The sequence below is a fragment of the Acidovorax sp. 59 genome (genome assembly GCF_002754175.1).
GTDB lineage: Bacteria > Pseudomonadota > Gammaproteobacteria > Burkholderiales > Burkholderiaceae_C > Acidovorax > Acidovorax delafieldii.
Map to the genome: position 1 here is coordinate 3,352,904 of NZ_PEET01000001.1, position 21,229 is coordinate 3,374,132.

Sequence of the window (21,229 nt, forward strand, 5' to 3'; positions counted from 1 at the left end):
GGACCTCACTTCGCCTGGGTGCGGGTGTATTCGTTCTGGCCGTACTGCTGGCGCGCTTTCAACTGCGCTTCCCAGCTGGTTTTGTCGCCGGCTTTCCAGCCAGGCTGCGTGAAGTTGCTGCCGGTGCCGACGTAAGACGGAGCATCGCTGCGGATGCCCGCACCGGTCTGCGGTTTCTCGCCGCAGCCCGTCAATGCCAGGGCGGCCACCGCAGCGGCCAAGGTCATGTGTATGGTGCGCTGCATCATGACTTGCCTCCTGCAGGCTGACCTGCCTGTTGTGAGCCGTAGGCCGTGCCCCAACCCCACACTTCGGCTCCCTTGCCACGCTGCACCACGCGGTTGCGGAAGATATCCGCCACCACATCGCCGTCACCGGCCAGCAGGGCTTTGGTAGAACACATTTCTGCGCAGGCGGGCAGCTTGCCTTCGGCCAGGCGATTGCGGCCGTATTTTTCAAACTCGGCCTGGCTGCCATGGGTTTCAGGACCACCGGCGCAGAAGGTGCACTTGTCCATCTTGCCGCGCACACCAAAGGTGCCGGACGATGGGAACTGCGGCGCGCCAAACGGGCAGGCATAACTGCAGTAGCCGCAGCCAATGCACACGTCCTTGTCGTGCAACACCACACCCTCTTCGGTGCGGTAGAAGCAGTTGACGGGGCAGACCGCCATGCAGGGTGCGTCGCTGCAGTGCATGCAGGCCACCGAGATGGACTTTTCGCCCGGCACACCGTCGTTGAGGGTGACCACGCGGCGGCGGTTCACGCCCCAGGGTACTTCGTGTTCGTTCTTGCAGGCGGTCACGCAGCCGTTGCATTCGATGCAGCGCTCTGCGTCACAGATGAATTTCATTCGTGCCATGTGTGTCTCCTTGCGTGGCGCGATCAGGCGCGTTCCACGTTGCAGATCGTGGTCTTGGTTTCTTGCATCATGGTCACGCTGTCGTAGCCATAGGTGGTGGCCGTGTTCACGGCTTCACCGCGCACCACAGGTGCCGCACCCTTGGGGTAGTACGCCAGCATGTCCGCCCCTTGCCAGCGGCCCGAGAAGTGGAACGGCATCCACACGGTATCGGGTGCCACGCGCTCGGTGACGAGTGCTTGCACATTGATGCGGGCACCGGTGGGAGAACTAAGCCATACACGCTCGCCGTTGCGGATGCCCCGGTCGGCCGCTGTCTTGGGGTTGATCTCGACGAACGACTCCTGCTGCAGTTCCGCCAGCCAGGGGTTGGAGCGGGTTTCCTCGCCGCCGCCTTCGTACTCCACGAGTCGGCCCGAGCTCATGATGAGCGGGAATTTCTCGTGCACCTTGTCGGCCACGTTTTTCTCCTGCACGCTCTTGTACAGCGTGGGCAGGCGCCAGAAGGCCTTCTTGTCGTCGTGGGTCGGGTACTTGGCCATGAGGTCAGGACGCGTGCCATACAGAGGCTCACGGTGCTGCGGAATGGCGTCCGGGAAGTTCCACACCACAGCGCGCGCCTTGGCATTGCCGAATGGATGGCAACCGTGCTTGAGGGCCACCCGGATGATCGCGCCCGTGGGGTCGGTCTTCCAGTTCTTGCCCTCGGCCTTGGCCTTTTCGGCATCGCTCAGATCGTCCCACCAGCCCAGCTTCTTGAGCAGCACGTGGTCGAACTCGGGGTAGCCCGTGGTGATCTCGCTGCCCACCGAATGGGAGCCGTCCTCTGCCAGCAGGTTGACGCCATCCTTTTCCACGCCGAAGTTGGCGCGGAAGTTGCCGCCGCCTTCCATCACATGCTTGGAGGTGTCGTACAGATTGGGCGAGCCTGGGTGCTTGAGCTCCGGCGTGCCATAGCAGGGCCATGGCAGGCCAAAATAGTCACCGCCAAAGTCGTAACCAGTCTCCTTGTCCTTGCCGCCCTTGGCCTTCAGGGTCTTCACATCGAACAGGTGCATGTTCTTCATGTGGGCCTTCAGGCGCTCAGGGCTCTGGCCGGTGTAGCCAATGGTCCAGACCGACTTGTTGATCTCGCGCAGGATGTCCTCGGGCACGGGCTCGTCCATGCCCTTGACCTTCTGCATCTTGTAGTTCTTGGAGAGCTCGGCGGCAAAGCCCAACTTTTCGGCGAACTGGTGCATGATCATGTGATCGGAGCGGCTCTCCCACAGCGGCTCGATCACTTTTTCGCGCCACTGCAGCGACCGGTTGGATGCCGTGCACGAACCACTGGTCTCGAACTGCGTGGCGGCGGGCAGCAGATACACCGCACGGTTGGGATTCAAATCTTCGGCCTTGCCTGGCATGGCAGCCATCGCGGCGGTGGCGGACGGATAAGGGTCCACCACCACCAGCAGGTCCAGCTTGTCCATGGCGCGCTTCATCTCCAGACCACGGGTCTGCGAGTTGGGCGCATGGCCCCAGAAGAACACGCCGCGCAGATTGGAGTCCTGGTCGATCAGCTCGTTGTTCTCCAGCACACCGTCGATCCAGCGCGACACGGTGATGCCGTTCTTGGTCATCATCGCGGGCGACGCATACTGCTTCTTGATCCACTCGAAGTCCACTCCCCACACAGCGGCAAAGTGCTTCCACGAGCCTTCGGCCAGGCCGTAGTAGCCAGGCAGCGAGTCTGGGTTGGGACCCACGTCGGTTGCGCCCTGCACGTTGTCGTGGCCGCGGAAGATGTTGGTGCCGCCACCGCTCTTGCCCACGTTGCCCAAAGCCAGCTGCAAGATGCACGATGCACGCACGATGGCATTGCCGATGGTGTGCTGCGTCTGGCCCATGCACCACACGATGGTGCCAGGGTTGTTCTCGTGCAGCATCTTGGCGACCTTGAAAACCTGGTCTTCCTTGACGCCACAAGCCTCTTCCACCTTGTCAGGCGTCCACTTGGCCAGCACTTCGTCGCGCACCTTGTCCATGCCATAGACACGGTCGTTGATGTACTTCTTGTCTTCCCAGCCGTTCTTGAAGATGTGGTACAGCACACCAAACAGGAAGGGAATGTCGGTACCGGAGCGGATGCGCACGTACTCGTCCGCCTTGGCGGCCGTGCGGGTGAAGCGCGGGTCCACCACGATCATCTTGCAGCCGGTTTCCTTGGCGTGCAGCATGTGCAGCATGGACACCGGATGCGCTTCGGCCGCGTTGGAGCCGATGTACAGAGCGACCTTGCTGTTTTGCATGTCGTTGTACGAATTGGTCATGGCGCCGTAGCCCCATGTATTGGCTACACCCGCCACCGTGGTGGAGTGGCAGATACGCGCCTGGTGGTCGCAGTTGTTGGTACCCCAGAAGCTCACGAACTTGCGCAGCAGATAGGCCTGCTCGTTGTTGTGCTTGGACGAACCCACAAAGTACACGCTGTCAGGACCGCTGGCCTTGCGCAGCTCCTGCATCTTGGCCGTGATTTCGTTCAGGGCCGTGTCCCAGCTGATACGCTCGTATTTGCCGTTGACCAGCTTCATGGGATAACGCAGGCGGTACTCGCCATGACCGTGCTCGCGCAGCGCTGCGCCCTTGGCGCAGTGGGCACCCAGGTTGATGGGCGAGTCGAACACCGCCTCCTGGCGCACCCACACGCCGTTTTCGACCACCGCATCGACCGCGCAGCCCACCGAGCAGTGGGTGCACACCGTGCGGCGCACTTCGATCTTGCTGTCGCCGATGCCGACCTTGGCCCCTTCGGCAGCGTTGGATTTCTTGACCAGCGTGAGCTGCGAGGCCGCGATGCCCGCGCCCACTCCCAGGCCAGAGCGGCGCAGGAACGAGCGACGGTCCATGGTGGGCAGGGCCTGCGACAGGCCACGGCGCAGGCTGTGCACAAAAGGCGATGCAGAGCCGTTGCCCTGCACAGAATGGGAAGACTTCTTGGTTAGCAACATGGCGTGCCCCGATGTCAAAGTTGGGTGGTCTTGTAGTACTGCTTCACGCGGGCAGACAGGTGGTAGCCACCGCCCTTTTCGGGTGCGACGCGCGCGGGCTCGGATACCACGGCATCGGACGGCGCGACATGGGGGAGTGCCACAACGGCTGCTGCAGCAGCCCCTACGGTGGCGGCGCCGGAAAAGAAGCTCCGGCGGGAGGAATTTGGCTGGCTGTTCTGCATGCTTGTCTCCAGAAAGGCTGGCAGCTATGAAACGGAATTCATACAGTCTATGTCAGTGTGTAAAAACCCGCCATCGGGCTTTACAACTCCCAGTAACACACTCATCTTTTGTAGCGGCATATCGAGGGTTTACGAGCATCTGGAGGGATCAATCCAACATGTCGAAGCCCTGGGTCTCCACCGACACAAAGGCCCGCGTGAAGTGCGCCACAGCCGCATAAAACCGTGCTTGCGGCGGTGCGGCCAAGGCATCGCAGAGCTGAAGAACCCAGGGCTGCAGATGCGTTGAAAAAAATTCACGCTGCGATGTCAGGTTGCAGACAGCTACATCGTCTCCAGCGATCAGGTAGCGCATGACCTCCAGCAGGTAGGCCACATGGTCCTCGGTCTCGGGCATGGTCTCGTCCCGCGCCAAGCCCAGCTGTTGCAAATCGGTACGCAGACGCGCCAGCGGCTTCTCGTTGAGAAACCCGCTGAGGTAGTGCGAGCCATACAAAAACACCTCGGGCTTGCCCACACCACCAAAGAGCCGGTCAAACTCCTGCGCAATGGCAGCATCGCTGAGCGCACGCGACGCCGCCACCAGTTGCTGCCAGGGCTCCTGCAAAAAGCCGCCATCGGCAGGCGCCTCCGTCACTGCCACCCGCAAGGCCGACAGCAGCTCCGGGCCGGGCGCTGCGTAGTACAGCTGCGACAACAAGCCATACAGCTCGGCGCGGGCGGTTTCTTCATCGAGCGCAGAGCTGCCGCCCAGGGGGGTCAAGGTGGATGGAGCGCTCACAGGTCGGTCACTTTCGTCTCGTTTTGTGCTGAATACAGGTCAATCACGCGGCAGTCACTGCACATCTTCAGTCGCTCCAGCGCCTCGCCCTGGAACATGGGGTGGCCCGACAGTTTGCCCAGCATGGCCTCGATGGCTTTCACCGTGCCAAAGGGTTTGCTGCAGCGCACGCAGGCCCAGGGCTTGGCCTCGTTGAGCACACGCAGCTGTGCACGCTCGGGCGTGAGCAGCAGGCGCGGCTGCAGGGTGATGGCGTCTTCGGGGCAGGTGGTGGCGCACAGGCCACACTGCACGCAGTTCTTTTCGATGAAGCGCAGCTGCGGCATCTGCGGGTTGTCCTGCAGCGCACTGGCGGGGCAGGCGCTCACGCAGCTCAGGCACAGGGTGCAGCGATCTTTGTTGACTTCAATCGTGCCCAGCGGCGACCCCACGGCAGGCAGAGCAATGGCCGCAGGCCGCTCGTCTACGGGCATCGGGGCCTGCTCGATCAGGTGGTCGAGTGCCATCTCCAGCGTGCTGCGCTTCTCTTGGGCCACCGCAAAGCGTGCAGCCACGGCCGGGGTCTTCTGGCGCGTCTGGCCCAGAGTCTGCAGTGCAGCATCCAGCGCGGTGGGGTGGTTGGCACGCAGCAACTGCACATGGGTGCCGGTGTAGCCCAGGCCGCGCAGGATGGCCTGCGCCACGTCCATTTGCGCCTGCAGGCCTTCAAGGTACTGCGGCGCTTCTTCATCGGTACTCAACACCACCACCTGCGACGCACCATAGGCCATGGCGCTGAGCCACAGGTCCACCCCCGTGCTCGCCGTGTGCCACAGCGCCACCGGGATCACGTTGGCAGGCACGCCGTGCGCCAGCTTCAGCTGAGCAGCACGGCCCAGTTCTTCCACCAGCGCCTGGCCGCGCTCCTGGCTGTGCAGCAGCAATACCGCATCCTTGCCGCCGGCGGCGGTGTAGGTGGACAGCAGCGTCTTGAGCTTGGTGCCCTGCTCCGTCGCACTGGGGTAGGCATAGGTCAGTGCGCCCGTGGGGCACACGGTGGTGCAGGCGCCACAGCCCACACACAGGTTGGGGTTCACCTTGATTTGCTGGCGGCCCTTGTCGCTGCTGATGGCCTCGGCCGAGCAGATGTCCACGCAGGCATTGCAGCCCACGGTTTCGTTGCGGCTGTGAGCGCAGAGCTTTTGTTTGTAGACAAAAAACTTGGGTTTCTCGAACTCGCCCACCAGCTCGCGCAGCTTGAGCAGCGTGCCCAGGTCCCGCCCGTCCCAGCGCAGGTAACCCTGCGGCAGCGCGTGCTGCAAGAAGGTGGGTGTGGCAGTGGATGAACGCAGGTCCAGCACCAGGTCGAAACGCTCGGTCTGCGCCGTGGCATCGCGGGTGAAGTCGATGGCGCCCGCCACCTGGCACACCTTCACGCAGGCGCGGTGCGACTGGCAGGCGGCCAGGTCGATCTGGTAATCCAGGCCAATGGCGTTTTCGGGACAGGCCGCCACGCAGGCGTTGCAGCGCGTGCACAGGTCCAGGTCGATGGGGTTGTCGGCCGCCCATTGCAGCTCAAACGCACCCAGCCAGCCGGTGAGGCCCGTGATGCGGCCACCCAGCACCGGATAGCGCCGTGCCTGCGCGCCACCGGCATTGCCAGGGCCTTGGGTGAACAGCGTCACATCCAGCACATCCGACACCAGGGCAGCCGCCTGCTCGGCCTTGTCGAGCGGTCCGATGATCAGCAAGCGGCCCGTGCTTTTGTAGGTGACCGTGGGTACGGGCGGAGGGTCGGGCAGCCGGGCGGCCGCCAGCAGCGCGGCGATCTTGGGGCTGGCCTTGGCGGCATCGCGGCTCCAGCCCCCGGTTTCGCGGATGTTCACAAACCGGATGGGCGACACCGCGCCTTCGGTCTGCTGGCCCAGGTCGCCAAACAGGCGCTGCTCCTGGGTGCAGGCCACCACCACGTCCTGGCCGGACTGGATGGCCTTCTGGAACGCCCCCGCGTCGCGCCGGCACAGGGTGGAGTGAAGGGTCAGGTCTTCATGCAGCGCCTCGCCCAACGCCTTGGCGTTGAGGGGCATCGTCTGGTTGCAGTCGCAGATGAGCGTCGTGGTCATTGTGGGTATGGCTGGCTGGCGTGACCACCGCATCCTGGGCAGAGCGTGGGGCCACCTCAGGCTCGCTAGAGGGAACGCTAGGAACAGCGTTGCATACCTGGGACTGTGCCACGTCTGCGGGGCTTTGCGCCTCCGCATCATCCCGAGGCTGACTGCCCGGCGGGGATATTGCGGCCGCAGGGGCCGCGTCCGGCGCAGCATCACCTGGCAAACCCTGCGCAGGGGTCGCGGCCTTTTTCTCGTGGTCAAAAAAGCCCAGTGCATGCGCACTGGCCATCTTGCGCAGCATGCTTGCAGGCAGCGGGTCGGGCTGGGTGTAGTCGCCGATGTAGATGTCCAGGCCATCCATCACATTGAAGTGCGGGTCGGCAAACAGCTTTTTCATGGCCAGATTGCGCACCTCAGGCGACACGGCACGGGCCACAAACGGTTTGAAGTCGGACGCGGGCGTGAGCGCCTCAGCATCCGCCAATGTGGGCGGCGGTGGCACCTCCGGGGCAGGGACAGCAGGGGCTGCAGGCGCGACGGGCGCAGCCACAGCGGCCACCGGCGCGGGGGTTGCCACCTGGGGGGCGGGCGGCGGCGGGTCCTGCACGGGCTTGCCCGCCAGCACATCCTGCTTGCGCCGCGACCAGCGGCCGAGGAATCCGTCAGCCATGGTCGCCACCTCCTCGCGCGCCACCCGCATGGCCACCGCCACCACCGCCGCCACGCGGCTTGTCGGTGGACACGGACGCGGGGTTGCCAAAGCGGTCCTGCAGCGCGCGAAAGCTCTCGGGGCGCTTGCGGCGCTTGGGCTCGGGCTGGTAATGCTCGGCCACAAAGGCGCGCAGTACCTCCACCACCTCGGCATCGGCGGGCACTTGCTCCACGGTTTCCTGTGCGTCCAGCCAGCGGCCAGCGTCGTGGTAGCTCAGGCTCACCGCCACCGGGCGGGCCATGGGGACCTCGCCCGCGCCAGTGTCTTCATCCTGGCGCCACATCACAAACCAGCAGGGCGCGGGCGAAGTGAGGTTCAGGTGATAACCCTCGGCGTCGTCGCGGAACAACTCCACGCGAAAGCCCGGGAAAAGCCAGCGCTGCTCGCGCTCGTCCTGGATCAGCGGGCGGGGTTCGGTTCCAAAGGCGGGCTCGTGGATCACCACCTCGGCCAGCGACCACCGCCAAGGCTGCCAGCGGTTGTCGATGTGCTCGCGCCGCATGATCACGGCAACGTCGGTATAGGGGCGCTCTGTCATGGGCTGCGACTGTACCCCGGAGTAACCCCTTGCCCGCAGCGCGCGGCGCAAAGCCCCACAGCCAGCGTACGGATCGCACGGTGTCAACCCGGCACGCCAGTGGCCTGCATGACCTCCACCGCCACTGCGCAATATTTGAATTCGGGGATCTTGCCGAACGGGTCCAGCGCCGCGTTGGTGAGCAGATTGGCCGCCGCCTCCACATAGGCAAATGGCATGAACACCGTGCCGCGCGGCGTGCCGTCGTCGCGGCGCACGCGCACCTGCACCATGCCGCGCCGCGAGCGGATGCCCACCAGCGCACCGGGCGCCACGCCAAGCCGGTCAAGTTCGTCGCCATGCAGCGATGCGGTGGCCATAGGCTCGATGGCGTCGAGCACAGTGCTGCGCCGCGTCATGCTGCCCGTGTGCCAGTGCTCCAGCTGGCGGCCCGTGATGAGCACCAGGGGGTAGTCGGCATCGGGCTTTTCGGCGGCCGGGATCACGCTGGCGGGCACCAGTTGCAGGCGACCCGTGGGGGTGGGGAATTTCTCGGTGAACACGATGGGCTGGCCGGGGTCGTCGGGCGTGAGGCAGGGGTAGGTCACGCTGGAGTCCCGCTCCAGGCGGCCCCAGGTGATGCCCTCAATGCTGGCGTGCATGGCCTGGCGCATTTCGTCGTAGACAGCGGCCACGCCGGACTCTTCGCCTTCGTAGTTCCAGCCAAGCCCCATGCGCGCGGCGATCTGCTGGATGATCCACAGGTCCGGCTGCGCATCGCCCGGCGGATTGAGCGCGCGGCGGCCCATCTGCACCATGCGGTCGGTGTTGCTGGCGGTGCCGGTCTTTTCGGGCCAGGCGCTGGCGGGCAGCACCACGTCGGCCAGCCAGGCGGTCTCGGTCAGGAAGATGTCCTGCACCACCAGGTGCGAGAGGCTGGCCAGTGCGTGGCGCGCGTGGTTCAGGTCGGGGTCGCTCATGGCCGGGTTCTCGCCCATGATGTACATGCCGCGCACCTTGTGCGGGTCGCTGTCAGGCGCCAGGGCCTTGTGCATGATCTCGACCACGGTGTAGCCGGGGGTCTCGTCCAGCGGAGTGCCCCAGAACTGTTCAAACCACGCATGCGCCCCGGCGTTGTCCACCCGCTGGTAGTTGGGGAACATCATGGGGATGAGCCCCGCGTCGCTCGCGCCCTGCACGTTGTTCTGGCCGCGCAGCGGGTGCAGGCCGGAGCCGGGCTTGCCGATCTGGCCGGTGACGGCGCACAGCGCAATCAGGCAGCGCGCGTTGTCGGTGCCGTGCACGTGCTGGCTCACGCCCATGCCCCAGAGGATCATCGATGCCTTGGTGCTAGCAAAAGCCCGCGCCACCTCACGCAGCGTCTCGGCCGGGATGCCGCACACCGGGGCCATGGCCTCGGGGCTGCAACCCATCACGTTGGCCTTCAAGGCCTCGAAGTTGTTGGCGCGGTCGCGGATGAAGGCCTCATCCACCAGGCCTTCGTCGATCACCGTGTGGATCAGCGCGTTGAGCATGGCCACGTCGGTGTCGGCCTTGAACTGCAGCGTGCGCCAGGCATGGCGGCCAATGTCGGTGATGCGCGGGTCGGCCAGCACAATTTTGGCGCCACGCTTCGCCGCGTTCTTCATCCACGTGGCCGCCACCGGGTGGTTGGCCGTGGGGTTGGAGCCGATCACGAAGATCAGCTCGGCATGCTCCACGTCGTGCACCGGGTTGCTCACCGCGCCGGAGCCCACGCCTTCGAGCAGCGCGGCCACGCTGGACGCGTGGCACAGCCGGGTGCAGTGGTCCACGTTGTTGCTGCCAAAACCGGTGCGCACCAGCTTCTGGAACAGGTAGGCCTCTTCATTGCTGCCCTTGGCCGAGCCGAAGCCCGCCAGCGCCTTGGGGCCGTGCGTGTCGCGCAGCGACCTGAGCGTGCCGGCGGCCAGGCCCAGCGCCTCGTCCCAGGTCGCTTCGCGGAAGGTGTCGCGCCAGTCGGCACCGTAGGGGCGCACCTCCTTGGGCACACCGGGTTTGCGGATCAGCGGCACCGTGAGGCGGTCGGGGTGGTGGGCGTAGTCGAAACCGAAGCGCCCCTTCACGCACAGGCGGCCGTGGTTGGCCGGGCCGTCGCGGCCTTCGACGCTGATGATCTTTTCATCGCGCACGTTGTAGGTGATGAGGCAGCCCACGCCGCAGAACGGGCAGACCGAGTCGACCTTGCGGTCCACCTTTTGCGAGCCGACGTGCGTCTTGGGGCTGAGCGCGCCCGTGGGGCAGGCCTGCACACATTCGCCGCAGGCCACGCAGGTGCTCTCGGCCATGGGGTCATCCAGGTCGAAGACGATCTTGCTGTCGGCACCGCGCAGCGCGTAGCCGATCACATCGTTCACCTGTTCCTCGCGGCAGGCGCGCACGCAGCGGTTGCACTGGATGCAGGCATCCAGATTCACGGCCATGGCCGGATGGCTCAGATCGGGCGCGGGTTGCTCGCGGCGCAGGGCTTGGAGCGCGGGGCGCACGGTGACGCCCAGGCGGCTGGCCCAGCGGCTCAGCTCGCCGTGCTGGCCTACCGCTGGGGCAGTTTTTGAATCCAATGGGCCTGTAGCGCTAGATGGATATGCACTAACAGCTATCAATTCAGGAGCATATTCAACCCCATCGTTCCATTGGTAGCCCACGTCCGGCATGTCGGACAGCAGCATCTCCACCACCATCTGCTGGCTCTTGCGGGCGCGGGGGCTGGCGGCCTTCACCTTCATGCCCTCGGTCGGCGCGCGGCAGCAGCTGGGGGCCAGCGTGCGCTCGCCCGCGATCTCCACCACACAGGCGCGGCAGTTGCCGTCGGGGCGCAGGCCGTCGCTGTAGCACAGGTGCGGGATCTCCACGCCGTGGCGCTGCGCAGCCTTCAGGATGGTTTCGCCAGGATGGGCGGTGACGGGCTGTCCGTCCAGCTCGAAAGCCACGCCGGGCTGCGCTGCGGCAGAAGTCAACACGGCGCTCATGGCTTCACCCCGGTAGGCAGTTGTTCGGTCAGCGGGCTGTTACGCGGCTTGGGCAAATCGCCCGGCCAGGGCTCCTCGCCCACTTCGTGCGCAAAGTATTTGTGGATGCAGCGGATGGGGTTGGGCGCAGCCTGGCCCAGGCCGCAGATAGAGGCGTCGGCCATTACCTGTGCCAGATCGTCGAGCAGTTCTTCATCCCACTTCGGCGCTTGCATCAGCGTGGCCGCCTTGGCCGTGCCCACACGGCAGGGCGTGCACTGGCCGCAGCTTTCGTGTTCAAAAAAGCGCATCACGTTCAGCGCCGCGTCGCGCGCGCGGTCGTGCTGGCTGAGCACGATGACGGCGGCCGAGCCGATAAAGCAGCCGTACGGCTGCAACGTGTCGAAGTCCAGAGGAATCTGGTTCAGGCTGGCAGGCAGGATGCCGCCCGAGGCGCCGCCGGGCAGGTACGCATAGAGCTGGTGGCCGTCCCGCATGCCGCCGCAGTATTCGTCGATGAGTTCCTGCACCGTGATGCCCGCAGGCGCGAGCTTGACGCCAGGGTGCTTCACCCGGCCGCTCACGCTGAAACTGCGCAGGCCCTTGCGGCCGTGGCGGCCAAAGCTGGCAAACCACTGCGGGCCGCGCTCCACGATGTCGCGCACCCAGTACAGCGTCTCGAAGTTGTGCTCCAACGTGGGCCTGCCGAACAGCCCCACCTGCGCGATGTAGGGCGGGCGCATGCGGGGTTCGCCACGCTTGCCTTCGATGCTCTCGATCATGGCCGACTCTTCGCCGCAGATGTAGGCACCCGCGCCGCGCCGCAGATCGATGTGGGGCAGCGGGCATGGCGGATCGGCGCGCAGGTCGTCCAGGGCGCGCTGCAGCAGCGCACGGCAGCCGTGGTATTCGTCGCGCAGGTAGATATAGATGGCCTCGGTGCCCACCACCTGGGCGGCGATGAGCACGCCTTCCAGAAATCGGTGCGGGTCGCGCTCCAGGTAGGTACGGTCCTTGAAGGTGCCGGGCTCGCCCTCGTCGATGTTGACGGCCATCACGGCCGTGCCCCCACGCTCCCCCGCTTCGCGTGGTCCGCTGCCCCCCGAGGGGGCCGTCGCCTCGCTTGGGGCGGCCCGGCGCTCGGCGAGCGCAGCCTGCTCGCGCACGATGCGCCACTTGCGCCCGGCCGGAAAGCCTGCGCCCCCCAATCCGCGCAGGCCGGAGTCCTCCATGGCGGCCAGCACGGCCTCGGCGTCCATCTCGCCATTGACCAGCGCAGCGGCGGTCTGGTACCCACCGTGGGCGCGGTAGGTGGCCAGGTCGGTGTGCCCGGGGCTGATTCCATCTGGCTGCGCAGGCACGCTCGCCTCCACACACTCAGCAATATCAAAATTGATAGCACCTTGAGCATATGGATTTAGCGCTACCGCCCGATTGGGCTTTAAATCAACGGCTTCCAGCACCCCACCGACGGTGGCGTGGGGCACCGGGCACTGGTGCACCACCGCCACGGGAGCCTGCTCACACCGGCCCACGCAGGGCACAGCCAACACCTGCACATCGCCTTGCCCGGCCGGGCGCAGGCGCTCGGGCAGCGCGGCCAGCAGGTCGCGGGCGCCCGCCATGCTGCAGCTCAGGCTGTCGCACACCCGCACCACCAGGCGGGGCGCCTGGGCCTCTTCACCACGCACGATCTCGAAGTGGTGGTAGAAGCTCGCCACCTCGTATACCTCGGCCATCGGCAGGTTCATCTGCTTGGCGAGTGCCACCAGGTGCCGGTCGTGCAGCACGCCAAAGTGGTCGTTCAGGCAGTGCAGGTATTCGATGAGCAGGTCACGCCGAAAGCCGGTGGCCGGGCGCGGGCCCAGCAGTTGCGCCACCTCGGCCATGGCCGCTTCTTCGGGCTGGCGGCCCTTGAGGCGGCTTTTGCGGCGGATGCGTTCGCGCATGTCGTTGACGGACACGGCGGCGACGGTGGGGGCTTCGGGGGCAAGGTGCATGGACCGGGGGCGTGGGGCGTTGATCTGGTTGTATGCAGGCACCTGCATAGGGTGCCCGGGCCGCCGCAGTGTCGACCACGGGCGCCTGCGGCGTCAAATTGCCGATGCACATGGGTCGATCACAAAAACAAATGAAACGGCCGTTTTTGCAGCTGCCCATGAATCACCCGCCGCAACCCGTGCGGTCAGTGCTCAATCGGCGACCAGAAGCCCACTGTGTGCTGCGGCGTGCTGCAGCCAGTCGGGGTCCTGCGCCAGTGCCAGCGCTGCATCGAGGGCGCGGGTGGGCTGCACCTGCCGGTGCGACATGAATCCGATAGGGGTGGTCAGCACCGGGCCCTTGAGCGGCAGGGCCTCCAGCCCCTCATGGCCGCGCACGGCATCGACCAGCGCCCCGGGCAGGACGCTGCACAACTGGCCCGCCACCACGCTCAGCGCCAGGGTCAGCACCGAATCGGTTTCCATGGCGGGCATGACCGTGGCGCCTGCCGCGCGGAAGGCCCCATCGACCAGGCTGCGGTTGTGCATCTCCGGGGTGAGCAGGCACAGCGGCAAGGCCGCTGCATCGGCCCAGGCCATGGGCGGACCGATCTGCAGCCCACGCGCCGGGCCCTGGGGCGGGCGCGCTGCGCGGCGCAGCAGAAAGTAGTGCTCCACGTACTGCGGCCAGGCCCGCAGCGGGCCGCCGCGTGCGGGCATGCGCTCGGTGTAGCCCAGCGCCAGGTCCAGCGAAATGTTTTCCAGCCCGGCCTCGAGCGCCTGCGAGCTCATCGACAGCGCCACCGGCACGATGCCCGGGTGCCGCGCCTGCAACTGCGCCGCAAACCGCGCGAGGATGGGCATGGCCGTGGGCACCGCGCCCAGGCGCAGCGTGCCGCGCGGGTGGGCGGCGTCGCTGGAGAGGTCCTGCTGCAGCACCTGGTGCTCGTGCAGCATGCGCTGGGCGGATGCCAGTACACGCTCACCCTCGGGCGTGAAGCCCTCGAAGCTGCGCCCCCGGCGCACCACCACCACACCAAACTCCTTTTCCAGCGCACGCAGCGCGTTGGAAAGCGCCGGCTGCGTGATGTGGCAGGCCTGCGCCGCCCGGCCAAAGTGCCGGTGCTCGTGCAGCGCCACCAGGTAGCGCAGGGACGCGAGCAGGTTCATGGCGCGGTGGGGCGACTCGGGAGGATCAGGTGTTCTTGCTGATCGAGATGGTGGGGAACTTGTTCGAGAAGTCCTTGGCCTGCTGGGCGATCTTCACCGCCACATCGCGCGCCACCTTCTTGTAGATCTTGGCCACGTCCCCGTCCGGGTCGGCCACCACGGTGGGCTTGCCGCTGTCGGCCTGCAGGCGGATGCTCATGTCCAGGGGCAGCGCGCCCAGGTAGTCCATGTGGTATTCGGCCGCCATCTTCTTGCCGCCGTCGGCGCCAAAGATGTGCTCCACATGGCCGCAGTTGCTGCACACGTGGGCTGCCATGTTCTCGACGATGCCCAGGATGGGCACACCCACCTTCTCGAACATCTTGATGCCCTTCTTGGCGTCCAGCAGTGCGATGTCCTGCGGTGTGGTCACGATCACGGCGCCGGTCATGGGCACGCGCTGGCTCAGCGTGAGCTGGATGTCGCCAGTGCCGGGCGGCATGTCGATGATGAGGTAGTCGAGGTCTTTCCAGTTGGTCTGGCGCAAGAGCTGCTCCAGCGCCTGGGTGGCCATGGGGCCGCGCCAGATCATGGCTTCGTCCTGGTCCACCAGGAAGCCGATGGACATGACCTGCACGCCGTAGTTTTCGAGCGGCTCCATGGTCTTGCCGTCGTCGCTTTCGGGGCGGCGGTTGATGCCCAGCATCATGGGCTGGCTGGGGCCGTAGATGTCGGCGTCGAGCACGCCAACACTGGCGCCTTCTGCAGCGAGGGCCAGGGCCAGGTTGGCGGCCGTGGTGCTCTTGCCCACGCCGCCCTTGCCCGAGGCCACGGCGATGATGTTCTTGACCTGGGGCAAGAGCTGCACGCCGCGCTGCACGGCATGGGCGATGACCTTGGTGGTGATGTTGACCGACACGTTGTCCACGCCCGCCACGCCCTTGGCGGCGGCCACCAGGCTGCGGCGCAGCTCGGGCACCAGGCTCTTAGCGGGGTAGCCCAGTTCCACGTCAAACGCCACGTCGCCACCGGTGATCTGCAGGTTGCGCAGGGCGCGGCTGCTGACAAAATCCTTGCCCGTATGGGGGTCCAGCACGCTGGAAAGTGCGGCCAAAAGGCCCTGTTCGGTGACTGCCATTCAAATAACTCCTGTGGGGCCGATAGTCTATTCCCAAGCTCCCGCCCCCTGCCGCTGAAGGACAATGCGCACCGCATTGCATCGTCGCTCTCTCCAAAAAGGCCTCCCGTGAAATTCAAGATGTCCGAAAACTCCCTGTTTGCCGTCCTGCTGCGCTCGCCGTGGTGGATCAGCTTTGTGGTGGTGGGCCTCATCACGCTGGCGGCCGGGGCGTTGTTGCCCAAGGAGTACTTTGTCGTGGGCGCGCTGGCAGGGTTCCCCATCTTTGTGGTGGGCTGCATCGCAGCCTGGAAGCAACTGCGCGCGCCCAACCCCGCCAAGGTGGTGGAGATGCTGGAGGCCGTGGGCAGCATGCCCTGGCGCAGCTTCGCCGACACCCTGGCCACCGCCTGGGAACGCGCGGGCTACAGCGTGGAGCGCCTGACCGGCAGCAACGCCACCGGGGCCGACATGCGCCTGAGCCAGGGCGGCAAGACCACGCTGGTCAGCGCCAAGCGCTGGAAGGCCGCTACCCACGGGGTGGAGCCCCTGCGGGAGCTGCACACGGCCATGACCGCTGCCGATGCGTCGGCGGGCGTTTACGTGGCCGCCCTGGGCCAGGTCAGCGAGAACGCCCAGGCGTTTGCCCGGGAGCACGGCATCGTGGTGCTGCAAGGTGACGCGGTGGCGCAACTGCTGCTCAAGCAGCGTTAAGAACTTGTTCACAGTCTTTTTGGAGTTGCACAAGTACCTTGCCGGGATGAGATGCAAGGCGCGGTGCGCAGCCAATAGCCCGTGCTATTGGCAAGCGCCGCAACGCCGCAGACCGCCCGGCAAGGCACTTGCCCGAAGGGTTGGAGTGGAATCGGGCGATTGGACGCCCCGGCTGCTTGCATGGGCATGAGCCCATGCGGCGCATCCGAAGCATCCACTCATCCCGATTGCACTCCAATGTAATCTCCAAAAAGACTGTGAACAGGTTCTAAGACCACCCCTCTGTGGGGTGGCCCGCACATGCGGGTTTTCCCACATGAGCTGCGCCCGGGCGCCCCTCCACACTGGGAGCCTTACACTGCCCCGCCGTCCATGCTCCCCACAACCCCTACCGCAGCCCCTGGCAACGTACCCGCCACACCCGCCACGGGCCTGCTGCTGACCGGCGGCGGTGCCCGTGCTGCCTACCAGGTGGGCGTGCTGGAAGCCATTGCCGACCTGCGCCAGGCCTGTGGCGAAGGCGGCGGCCCCAACCCCTTTCCCATCATCACCGGCACCTCGGCGGGGGCCATCAACGCAGCCGCCCTGGCCTGCGGAGCCGACCACTTTGACCGTGCGGTACGCCGCATTGCACGCGTGTGGCGGCAGTTCCATGCCAGCCAGGTGTATGGCGCCGACTCGCTCAGCGTGATGCGCAGCGGCGCGCGCTGGCTCACGCTGGTGTCGCTGGGCTGGGCGCTGGCACGCTGGCGGCGCATGCGGCCGCGCTCGCTGCTGGACAACTCGCCACTGGAGAAGCTGCTGGTCAAGATGGTGCCCTTGGTGCGCCTGCCCCGGCTGATCCGCAAGGGGCATCTCACCGCGCTCGCCGTGACGGCGTCCAGCTACAGCTCGGGCGAGCACGTCACCTTTTTTGAAGCGGCCACGCCCGTCAAGCCCTGGGTGCGCTCCCAGCGCAAGGCGGCCAGCGACCGCATCACGCACGAGCATCTGCTCGCGTCGTCGGCCATTCCCTTCATCTTTCCAGCCAAGGGCATCGAGGTGGATGACCACATCGAATACTTCGGCGATGGCTCCATGCGCCAGTCGGCGCCTATTGCCCCGGCCATCCATCTGGGGGCCGAGCGCATCCTGGTGATCGGCGCGGGCCGCATGCACGAGCCCAAGGGCGATGCCGCCGCCAACCCCACGGCCACCTACCCCACGCTGGCGCAGATCGCGGGGCATGCGCTGTCCAACATCTTTCTGGATGCGCTGGCGGTGGACGTGGAGCGCGTGCAGCGCATCAACCAGACCCTGTCGCTGATCCCCGAAGAAAAGCGCCTGCACAGCGCGCTGCGCCCCATAGAGCTGCTGGTGATCGCCCCCTCGCAGCGGCTGGACGCCGTGGCCGCGCGCCACGTGGGCGATCTGCCGGGCCCCGTGCGCACCATGCTGGGCGCCCTGGGGGTCACGTCCAACATGGCCGATGTGCGCGGCGCGGCGCTGGCCAGCTACCTGCTGTTCGAGTCCGGCTACACGCAGGAGCTGATGGCCCTGGGCCGGGCCGACACCCTGGCCATGCGGGCCGAGGTGTGCCAATTTTTTGGATGGACGGATACCGGTGCCGAGGTGCGGACGAAGCACCACGGAGCGGAGGACTGAACCGCTGACCCCCTACGGTTTGGGCAACCAGCCCAGGCCGTGTGCGTGCAGGCTTTGCACATACAGCCGGTCGGCCGTCTCGGTGATGGCCGTGGTCTCGGGGTAGGCGCCGCTCGGGTCCTGCAAGTCGGCCACCACCTTGCCATCGTCGGTGAACGCGATCACGTGGCCGTAGGGCTGGGGAATGGGCCAGAGCGCGCGCGGCAGGCGCAGGGTCAGGCTGCGCAGCCAGGGCTTGCCCGCCATGTTGTCGATGGCGGCCCCGCGCGGCTTGGCAAAGCCCAGCCACACCTTGCCGTCCTGCCCGCGCATCAGGTTGTCGGGGTAACCGGGCAGGTTGTCGAGCAGCACGCGGGCCTGGGGGCTGACCTGACCAATGTCGAGGTCATTCGCATCCACCGCAATCTTCCACACCCGGTATTTGCCGGTTTCGTTGACGAACAGGCTTTTCTCGTCCTGGCTCAGCGCCACGCCGTTGGCAAAGCTGATGCCCCGGGCGACCACGCGTGCGGTGCGGGTGGCGGGGTCGTATTCGATCACCCGGCCCGTACTGGCCTGCTCCAGGATGTCGAGCACACTGGCCTCAAACGTACCGCCCCAGTCCTTGGGGGCAAACCGGGTGGAGGCATCGCTCAGGTACATCTTTCCGCTTTGGGCCACCACCACGGCGTCGGCATAGCGGATAGGGTCGTTGCCCACCTTGTCGGCCAGCACGGTGACCTTGCCATCGGGCGCAATGGACAGCAGGCCCTTGATGGCATCGGCCGCGATCAGGTGGCCCGCCGCATCGAAGTCGAATCCCAGCACCCGCCCGCCGGTGTTGGCAAACACCTCCTGACCCGAGCCGTCGGGGTTCATGCGCAAAATGTTGCCGCTGAGCACGGTGGTGTAGAGCTTGCCGTCCTTGCCAAAGGCGATGTGCTCGGGGCCCACCTCGCCTTTGAGATCAATGATGTTCAGCTGGGCCAGGCGCTGGTTGGGGGCGTGCACGCCCTGGTAGCCAGGGGCGGCAGGTGCAGTCCAGGCCACCGGCTGAATGGGCACAGGCCACGCCGCCAGATAGGCAGCCACCACCAATATCGCGCCACCCACGCCCCACCCCACCCGTTTTGCCCATGTTCTGGCCATGTGTTGTCTCCTCATGATTATTTGACTGCGGGGCATTGTGGCGCCGTCAGAGGCTGGCGCACAGGCCACGGCTGGCACCTGCGCGACCGGGCCTATCCGGTGCAGCGCCTGCAGCGGTCAAGGACACTGCCGACCGCCTAAAATCACGGGTTCCGCCTGAGAAAGCCGCATTCCATGACGACCTCCGCCCGCAAACTCTTCGTTACCACCGCCCTGCCCTATGCCAACGGCAACTTCCACATCGGCCACATCATGGAATACATCCAGGCCGACATCTGGGTGCGGTACCAGCGCATGCAGGGCCACGCGGTGAACTTTGTGGGGGCCGACGACACCCACGGCGCGCCCATCATGATTGCCGCCGAAAAGGCCGGCAAGACGCCCCAGCAGTTCGTGGCCGACATTGCTGCCGGCCGCAAGCAGTACCTGGACGGCTTTCACATCAGCTTTGACAACTGGCACAGCACCGACGCGCCCGAAAACCACGAGCTGGCCCGCCAGATCTACCGCGACCTGCGCGACCGCGCCGACGGTGGTCTGATCGAGGTGCGCACCATCGAGCAGTTCTTCGACCCCGAGAAGAACATGTTCCTGCCCGACCGCTACATCAAGGGCGAATGCCCCAAGTGCCACGCCAAGGACCAGTACGGCGACAACTGCGAGGTGTGCGGTACGGTGTACGCGCCCACCGACCTCATCAACCCCTTCTCGGCCCTGTCGGGTGCCAAGCCCGAGCTGAAGAATTCAGAGCACTTCTTCTTCAAGCTGTCGGACCCACGCTGCGTGGAGTTTCTGGAAAACTGGACGCAGGACGGCAAGCTGCAGCCCGAGGTGGCCAACAAGATCAAGGAGTGGTTCACCGTCCGCACCAACCCCGACGGCACCACCAGCGAAGGCCTGGGCGACTGGGACATCAGCCGCGACGCGCCCTACTTCGGCATCGAGATCCCCGATGCGCCGGGCAAATACTTCTACGTATGGCTGGACGCGCCTGTGGGCTACCTCGCGTCGCTGAAGAACCTGCTCGAAAAGCGCGGAGAAAGCTACGACGCCTACATGGCCGACCCAGCCATGGAGCAGTACCACTTCATTGGCAAGGACATCGTCACCTTCCATACGCTGTTCTGGCCCGCCATGCTGCACTTCAGCGGCCGCAAGACGCCGAACAACGTGTTCGTGCACGGCTTTTTGACGGTGAACAACGGCGAGAAGATGAGCAAGAGCCGCGGCACGGGTCTGGACCCGCTCAAGTACCTGAGCCTGAACATGAATGCCGAATGGCTGCGCTACTACCTGGCGGCCAAACTGAGCGCACGCAACGAAGACATCGACTTCAATGCCGAAGACTTCATGCTGCGGGTGAACAGCGACCTGATCGGCAAGTACGTGAACATTGCCAGCCGGGCGGCGGGCTTCTTGACCAAGCGCTTCGACGGCAAGCTGACCGACCAATTTGGCACCACGGGCGCGGCCCTGCTGGCCGAGGTGCGCGGCGCGGGCGACGCCATCGCGCAGATGTACGAAACGCGGGAATACAGCAAGGCCACGCGCGAGATCATGGTGCTGGCCGACAAGGTCAACGCCTATGTGGACCAGAACAAGCCCTGGGATCTGGCCAAGGACGCTGCCAACAACGAGGCGCTGCACCAGGTGTGCTCGGTGCTGGTCAACGCCTTTGCCACGCTCACCCGCTACCTGGCCCCCGTGCTGCCGGGCCTGGCCCAGGCGGTGCAAGGCTTTGTGGGCGTGAACATGCAGCAGTGGAACGTGGCAGGCGACGTGCAGGCCATCCAGCCCTACCAGCACCTGATGCAGCGCGTCACCCCCGAACAGCTTGAAGCCTTGTTTGAGCCACCGGCGCAGACAGAACAAGCGCCAGCAGCTACTGAAACCGTAGCAGCCAACTCCCTTCCTGGTGGCGAGGAACTGGCCCCCACCATCACCATCGACGACTTCACCAAGATCGACTTGCGCATTGCGCTGATCGTGAACTGTGAGCCGGTCGAGGGCTCCACCAAGCTGCTGCGCCTGACGCTGGACGTGGGCGAAGGCCGTACGCGCAACGTGTTCAGCGGCATTGCCAGCGCTTACAAGCCCGAAGATCTGGTGGGCAAGCACACCGTGATGGTGGCCAACCTGGCGCCGCGCAAGATGAAGTTTGGCGTGAGCGAAGGCATGGTGCTGGCCGCCAGCCATGGCGACGAAAAGGCCAACCCCGGCATCTACGTGCTCAACCCCTGGCCGGGCGCCACGCCCGGCATGCGGGTGCGGTAAGACGTGCAACGCCCATAGACAAAGCAACCGTCAAGGATCAAGGGGTGCTGAGCCCCTCGCC

The 21,229-nt window shown here is 65.8% G+C and carries 16 protein-coding genes; 3 read left to right on the top strand and 13 right to left on the bottom strand.

The features are described from left to right. Positions 1-5 precede the first annotated feature (5 nt). The 12 genes from CLU87_RS15210 to apbC form a co-directional block, all read right to left on the bottom strand. On the bottom strand, positions 6-248 hold the full coding sequence (locus CLU87_RS15210) for a hypothetical protein (protein ID WP_099730998.1): 243 nt from the start codon (positions 246-248) through the stop codon (positions 6-8). Further along, the gene (gene fdh3B / locus CLU87_RS15215; protein ID WP_055402827.1) at positions 245-862 is read right to left on the bottom strand and encodes a formate dehydrogenase FDH3 subunit beta; all 618 of its coding nucleotides are present in this window, start codon (positions 860-862) and stop codon (positions 245-247) included. Before fdh3B ends, CLU87_RS15210 begins: the two co-directional genes overlap by 4 nt. A gap of 23 nt (positions 863-885) precedes the next feature. Continuing rightward, positions 886-3,852: a formate dehydrogenase subunit alpha gene (locus tag CLU87_RS15220; RefSeq protein ID WP_099730999.1), complete on the bottom strand. Its 2,967-nt coding sequence runs from the start codon at positions 3,850-3,852 to the stop codon at positions 886-888. Between the two features lie 14 nt (positions 3,853-3,866). Next, positions 3,867-4,076, bottom strand: a complete 210-nt coding sequence (locus tag CLU87_RS15225) for a hypothetical protein (RefSeq protein WP_056058615.1) — start codon at positions 4,074-4,076, stop codon at positions 3,867-3,869. Positions 4,077-4,224: 148 nt separating this feature from the next. Further along, positions 4,225-4,857, bottom strand: coding sequence for a molecular chaperone (locus CLU87_RS15230; protein WP_099731000.1), 633 nt, complete (start codon positions 4,855-4,857; stop codon positions 4,225-4,227). Further along, positions 4,854-6,923, bottom strand: a complete 2,070-nt coding sequence (locus CLU87_RS15235) for a 4Fe-4S binding protein (RefSeq protein WP_099731001.1) — start codon at positions 6,921-6,923, stop codon at positions 4,854-4,856. The genes CLU87_RS15230 and CLU87_RS15235 overlap by 4 nt, the downstream gene beginning before the upstream one ends. After that, positions 6,883-7,617: a DUF3306 domain-containing protein gene (locus CLU87_RS15240; protein WP_099732200.1), complete on the bottom strand. Its 735-nt coding sequence runs from the start codon at positions 7,615-7,617 to the stop codon at positions 6,883-6,885. The genes CLU87_RS15235 and CLU87_RS15240 overlap by 41 nt, the downstream gene beginning before the upstream one ends. Beyond that, the gene (locus CLU87_RS15245; protein ID WP_099731002.1) at positions 7,610-8,197 is read right to left on the bottom strand and encodes a DUF3305 domain-containing protein; all 588 of its coding nucleotides are present in this window, start codon (positions 8,195-8,197) and stop codon (positions 7,610-7,612) included. The genes CLU87_RS15240 and CLU87_RS15245 overlap by 8 nt, the downstream gene beginning before the upstream one ends. An 83-nt stretch (positions 8,198-8,280) precedes the next feature. Further along, on the bottom strand, positions 8,281-11,184 hold the full coding sequence (gene fdhF / locus CLU87_RS15250) for a formate dehydrogenase subunit alpha (protein ID WP_099731003.1): 2,904 nt from the start codon (positions 11,182-11,184) through the stop codon (positions 8,281-8,283). Beyond that, entirely contained in the window at positions 11,181-13,163 is a 1,983-nt protein-coding gene (locus CLU87_RS15255; RefSeq protein ID WP_099732201.1) for an NADH-ubiquinone oxidoreductase-F iron-sulfur binding region domain-containing protein, read from the bottom strand. Before CLU87_RS15255 ends, fdhF begins: the two co-directional genes overlap by 4 nt. Before the next feature lie 192 nt (positions 13,164-13,355). Further along, entirely contained in the window at positions 13,356-14,312 is a 957-nt protein-coding gene (locus tag CLU87_RS15260; RefSeq protein WP_099731004.1) for a LysR substrate-binding domain-containing protein, read from the bottom strand. A 25-nt stretch (positions 14,313-14,337) separates the two neighbouring features. Beyond that, complete coding sequence (apbC, locus tag CLU87_RS15265) at positions 14,338-15,429, bottom strand: iron-sulfur cluster carrier protein ApbC (RefSeq protein ID WP_056746768.1); 1,092 nt, start codon at positions 15,427-15,429, stop codon at positions 14,338-14,340. A gap of 120 nt (positions 15,430-15,549) precedes the next feature. Here apbC and CLU87_RS15270 point away from each other — a divergent pair, with 120 nt between their 5' ends. Together CLU87_RS15270 and CLU87_RS15280 are read left to right on the top strand one after the other, a co-directional pair. After that, positions 15,550-16,122 (top strand): restriction endonuclease, encoded by a 573-nt coding sequence (locus CLU87_RS15270; RefSeq protein ID WP_056746975.1) that lies wholly within the window; start codon positions 15,550-15,552, stop codon positions 16,120-16,122. A gap of 372 nt (positions 16,123-16,494) precedes the next feature. Then, positions 16,495-17,766, top strand: a complete 1,272-nt coding sequence (locus CLU87_RS15280; protein WP_099731005.1) for a patatin-like phospholipase family protein — start codon at positions 16,495-16,497, stop codon at positions 17,764-17,766. A 12-nt stretch (positions 17,767-17,778) separates the two neighbouring features. On the opposite strand, the gene CLU87_RS15285 is transcribed toward CLU87_RS15280, so the two are convergent. After that, complete coding sequence (locus CLU87_RS15285; RefSeq protein WP_199170837.1) at positions 17,779-18,894, bottom strand: SMP-30/gluconolactonase/LRE family protein; 1,116 nt, start codon at positions 18,892-18,894, stop codon at positions 17,779-17,781. A 174-nt stretch (positions 18,895-19,068) separates the two neighbouring features. On the opposite strand from CLU87_RS15285, the gene metG reads away from it, so the two are divergent. Further along, a complete protein-coding gene (gene metG, locus CLU87_RS15290; protein ID WP_099731007.1) occupies positions 19,069-21,168 on the top strand; it encodes a methionine--tRNA ligase in 2,100 nt (699 codons plus the stop codon). Positions 21,169-21,229 lie beyond the last annotated feature (61 nt).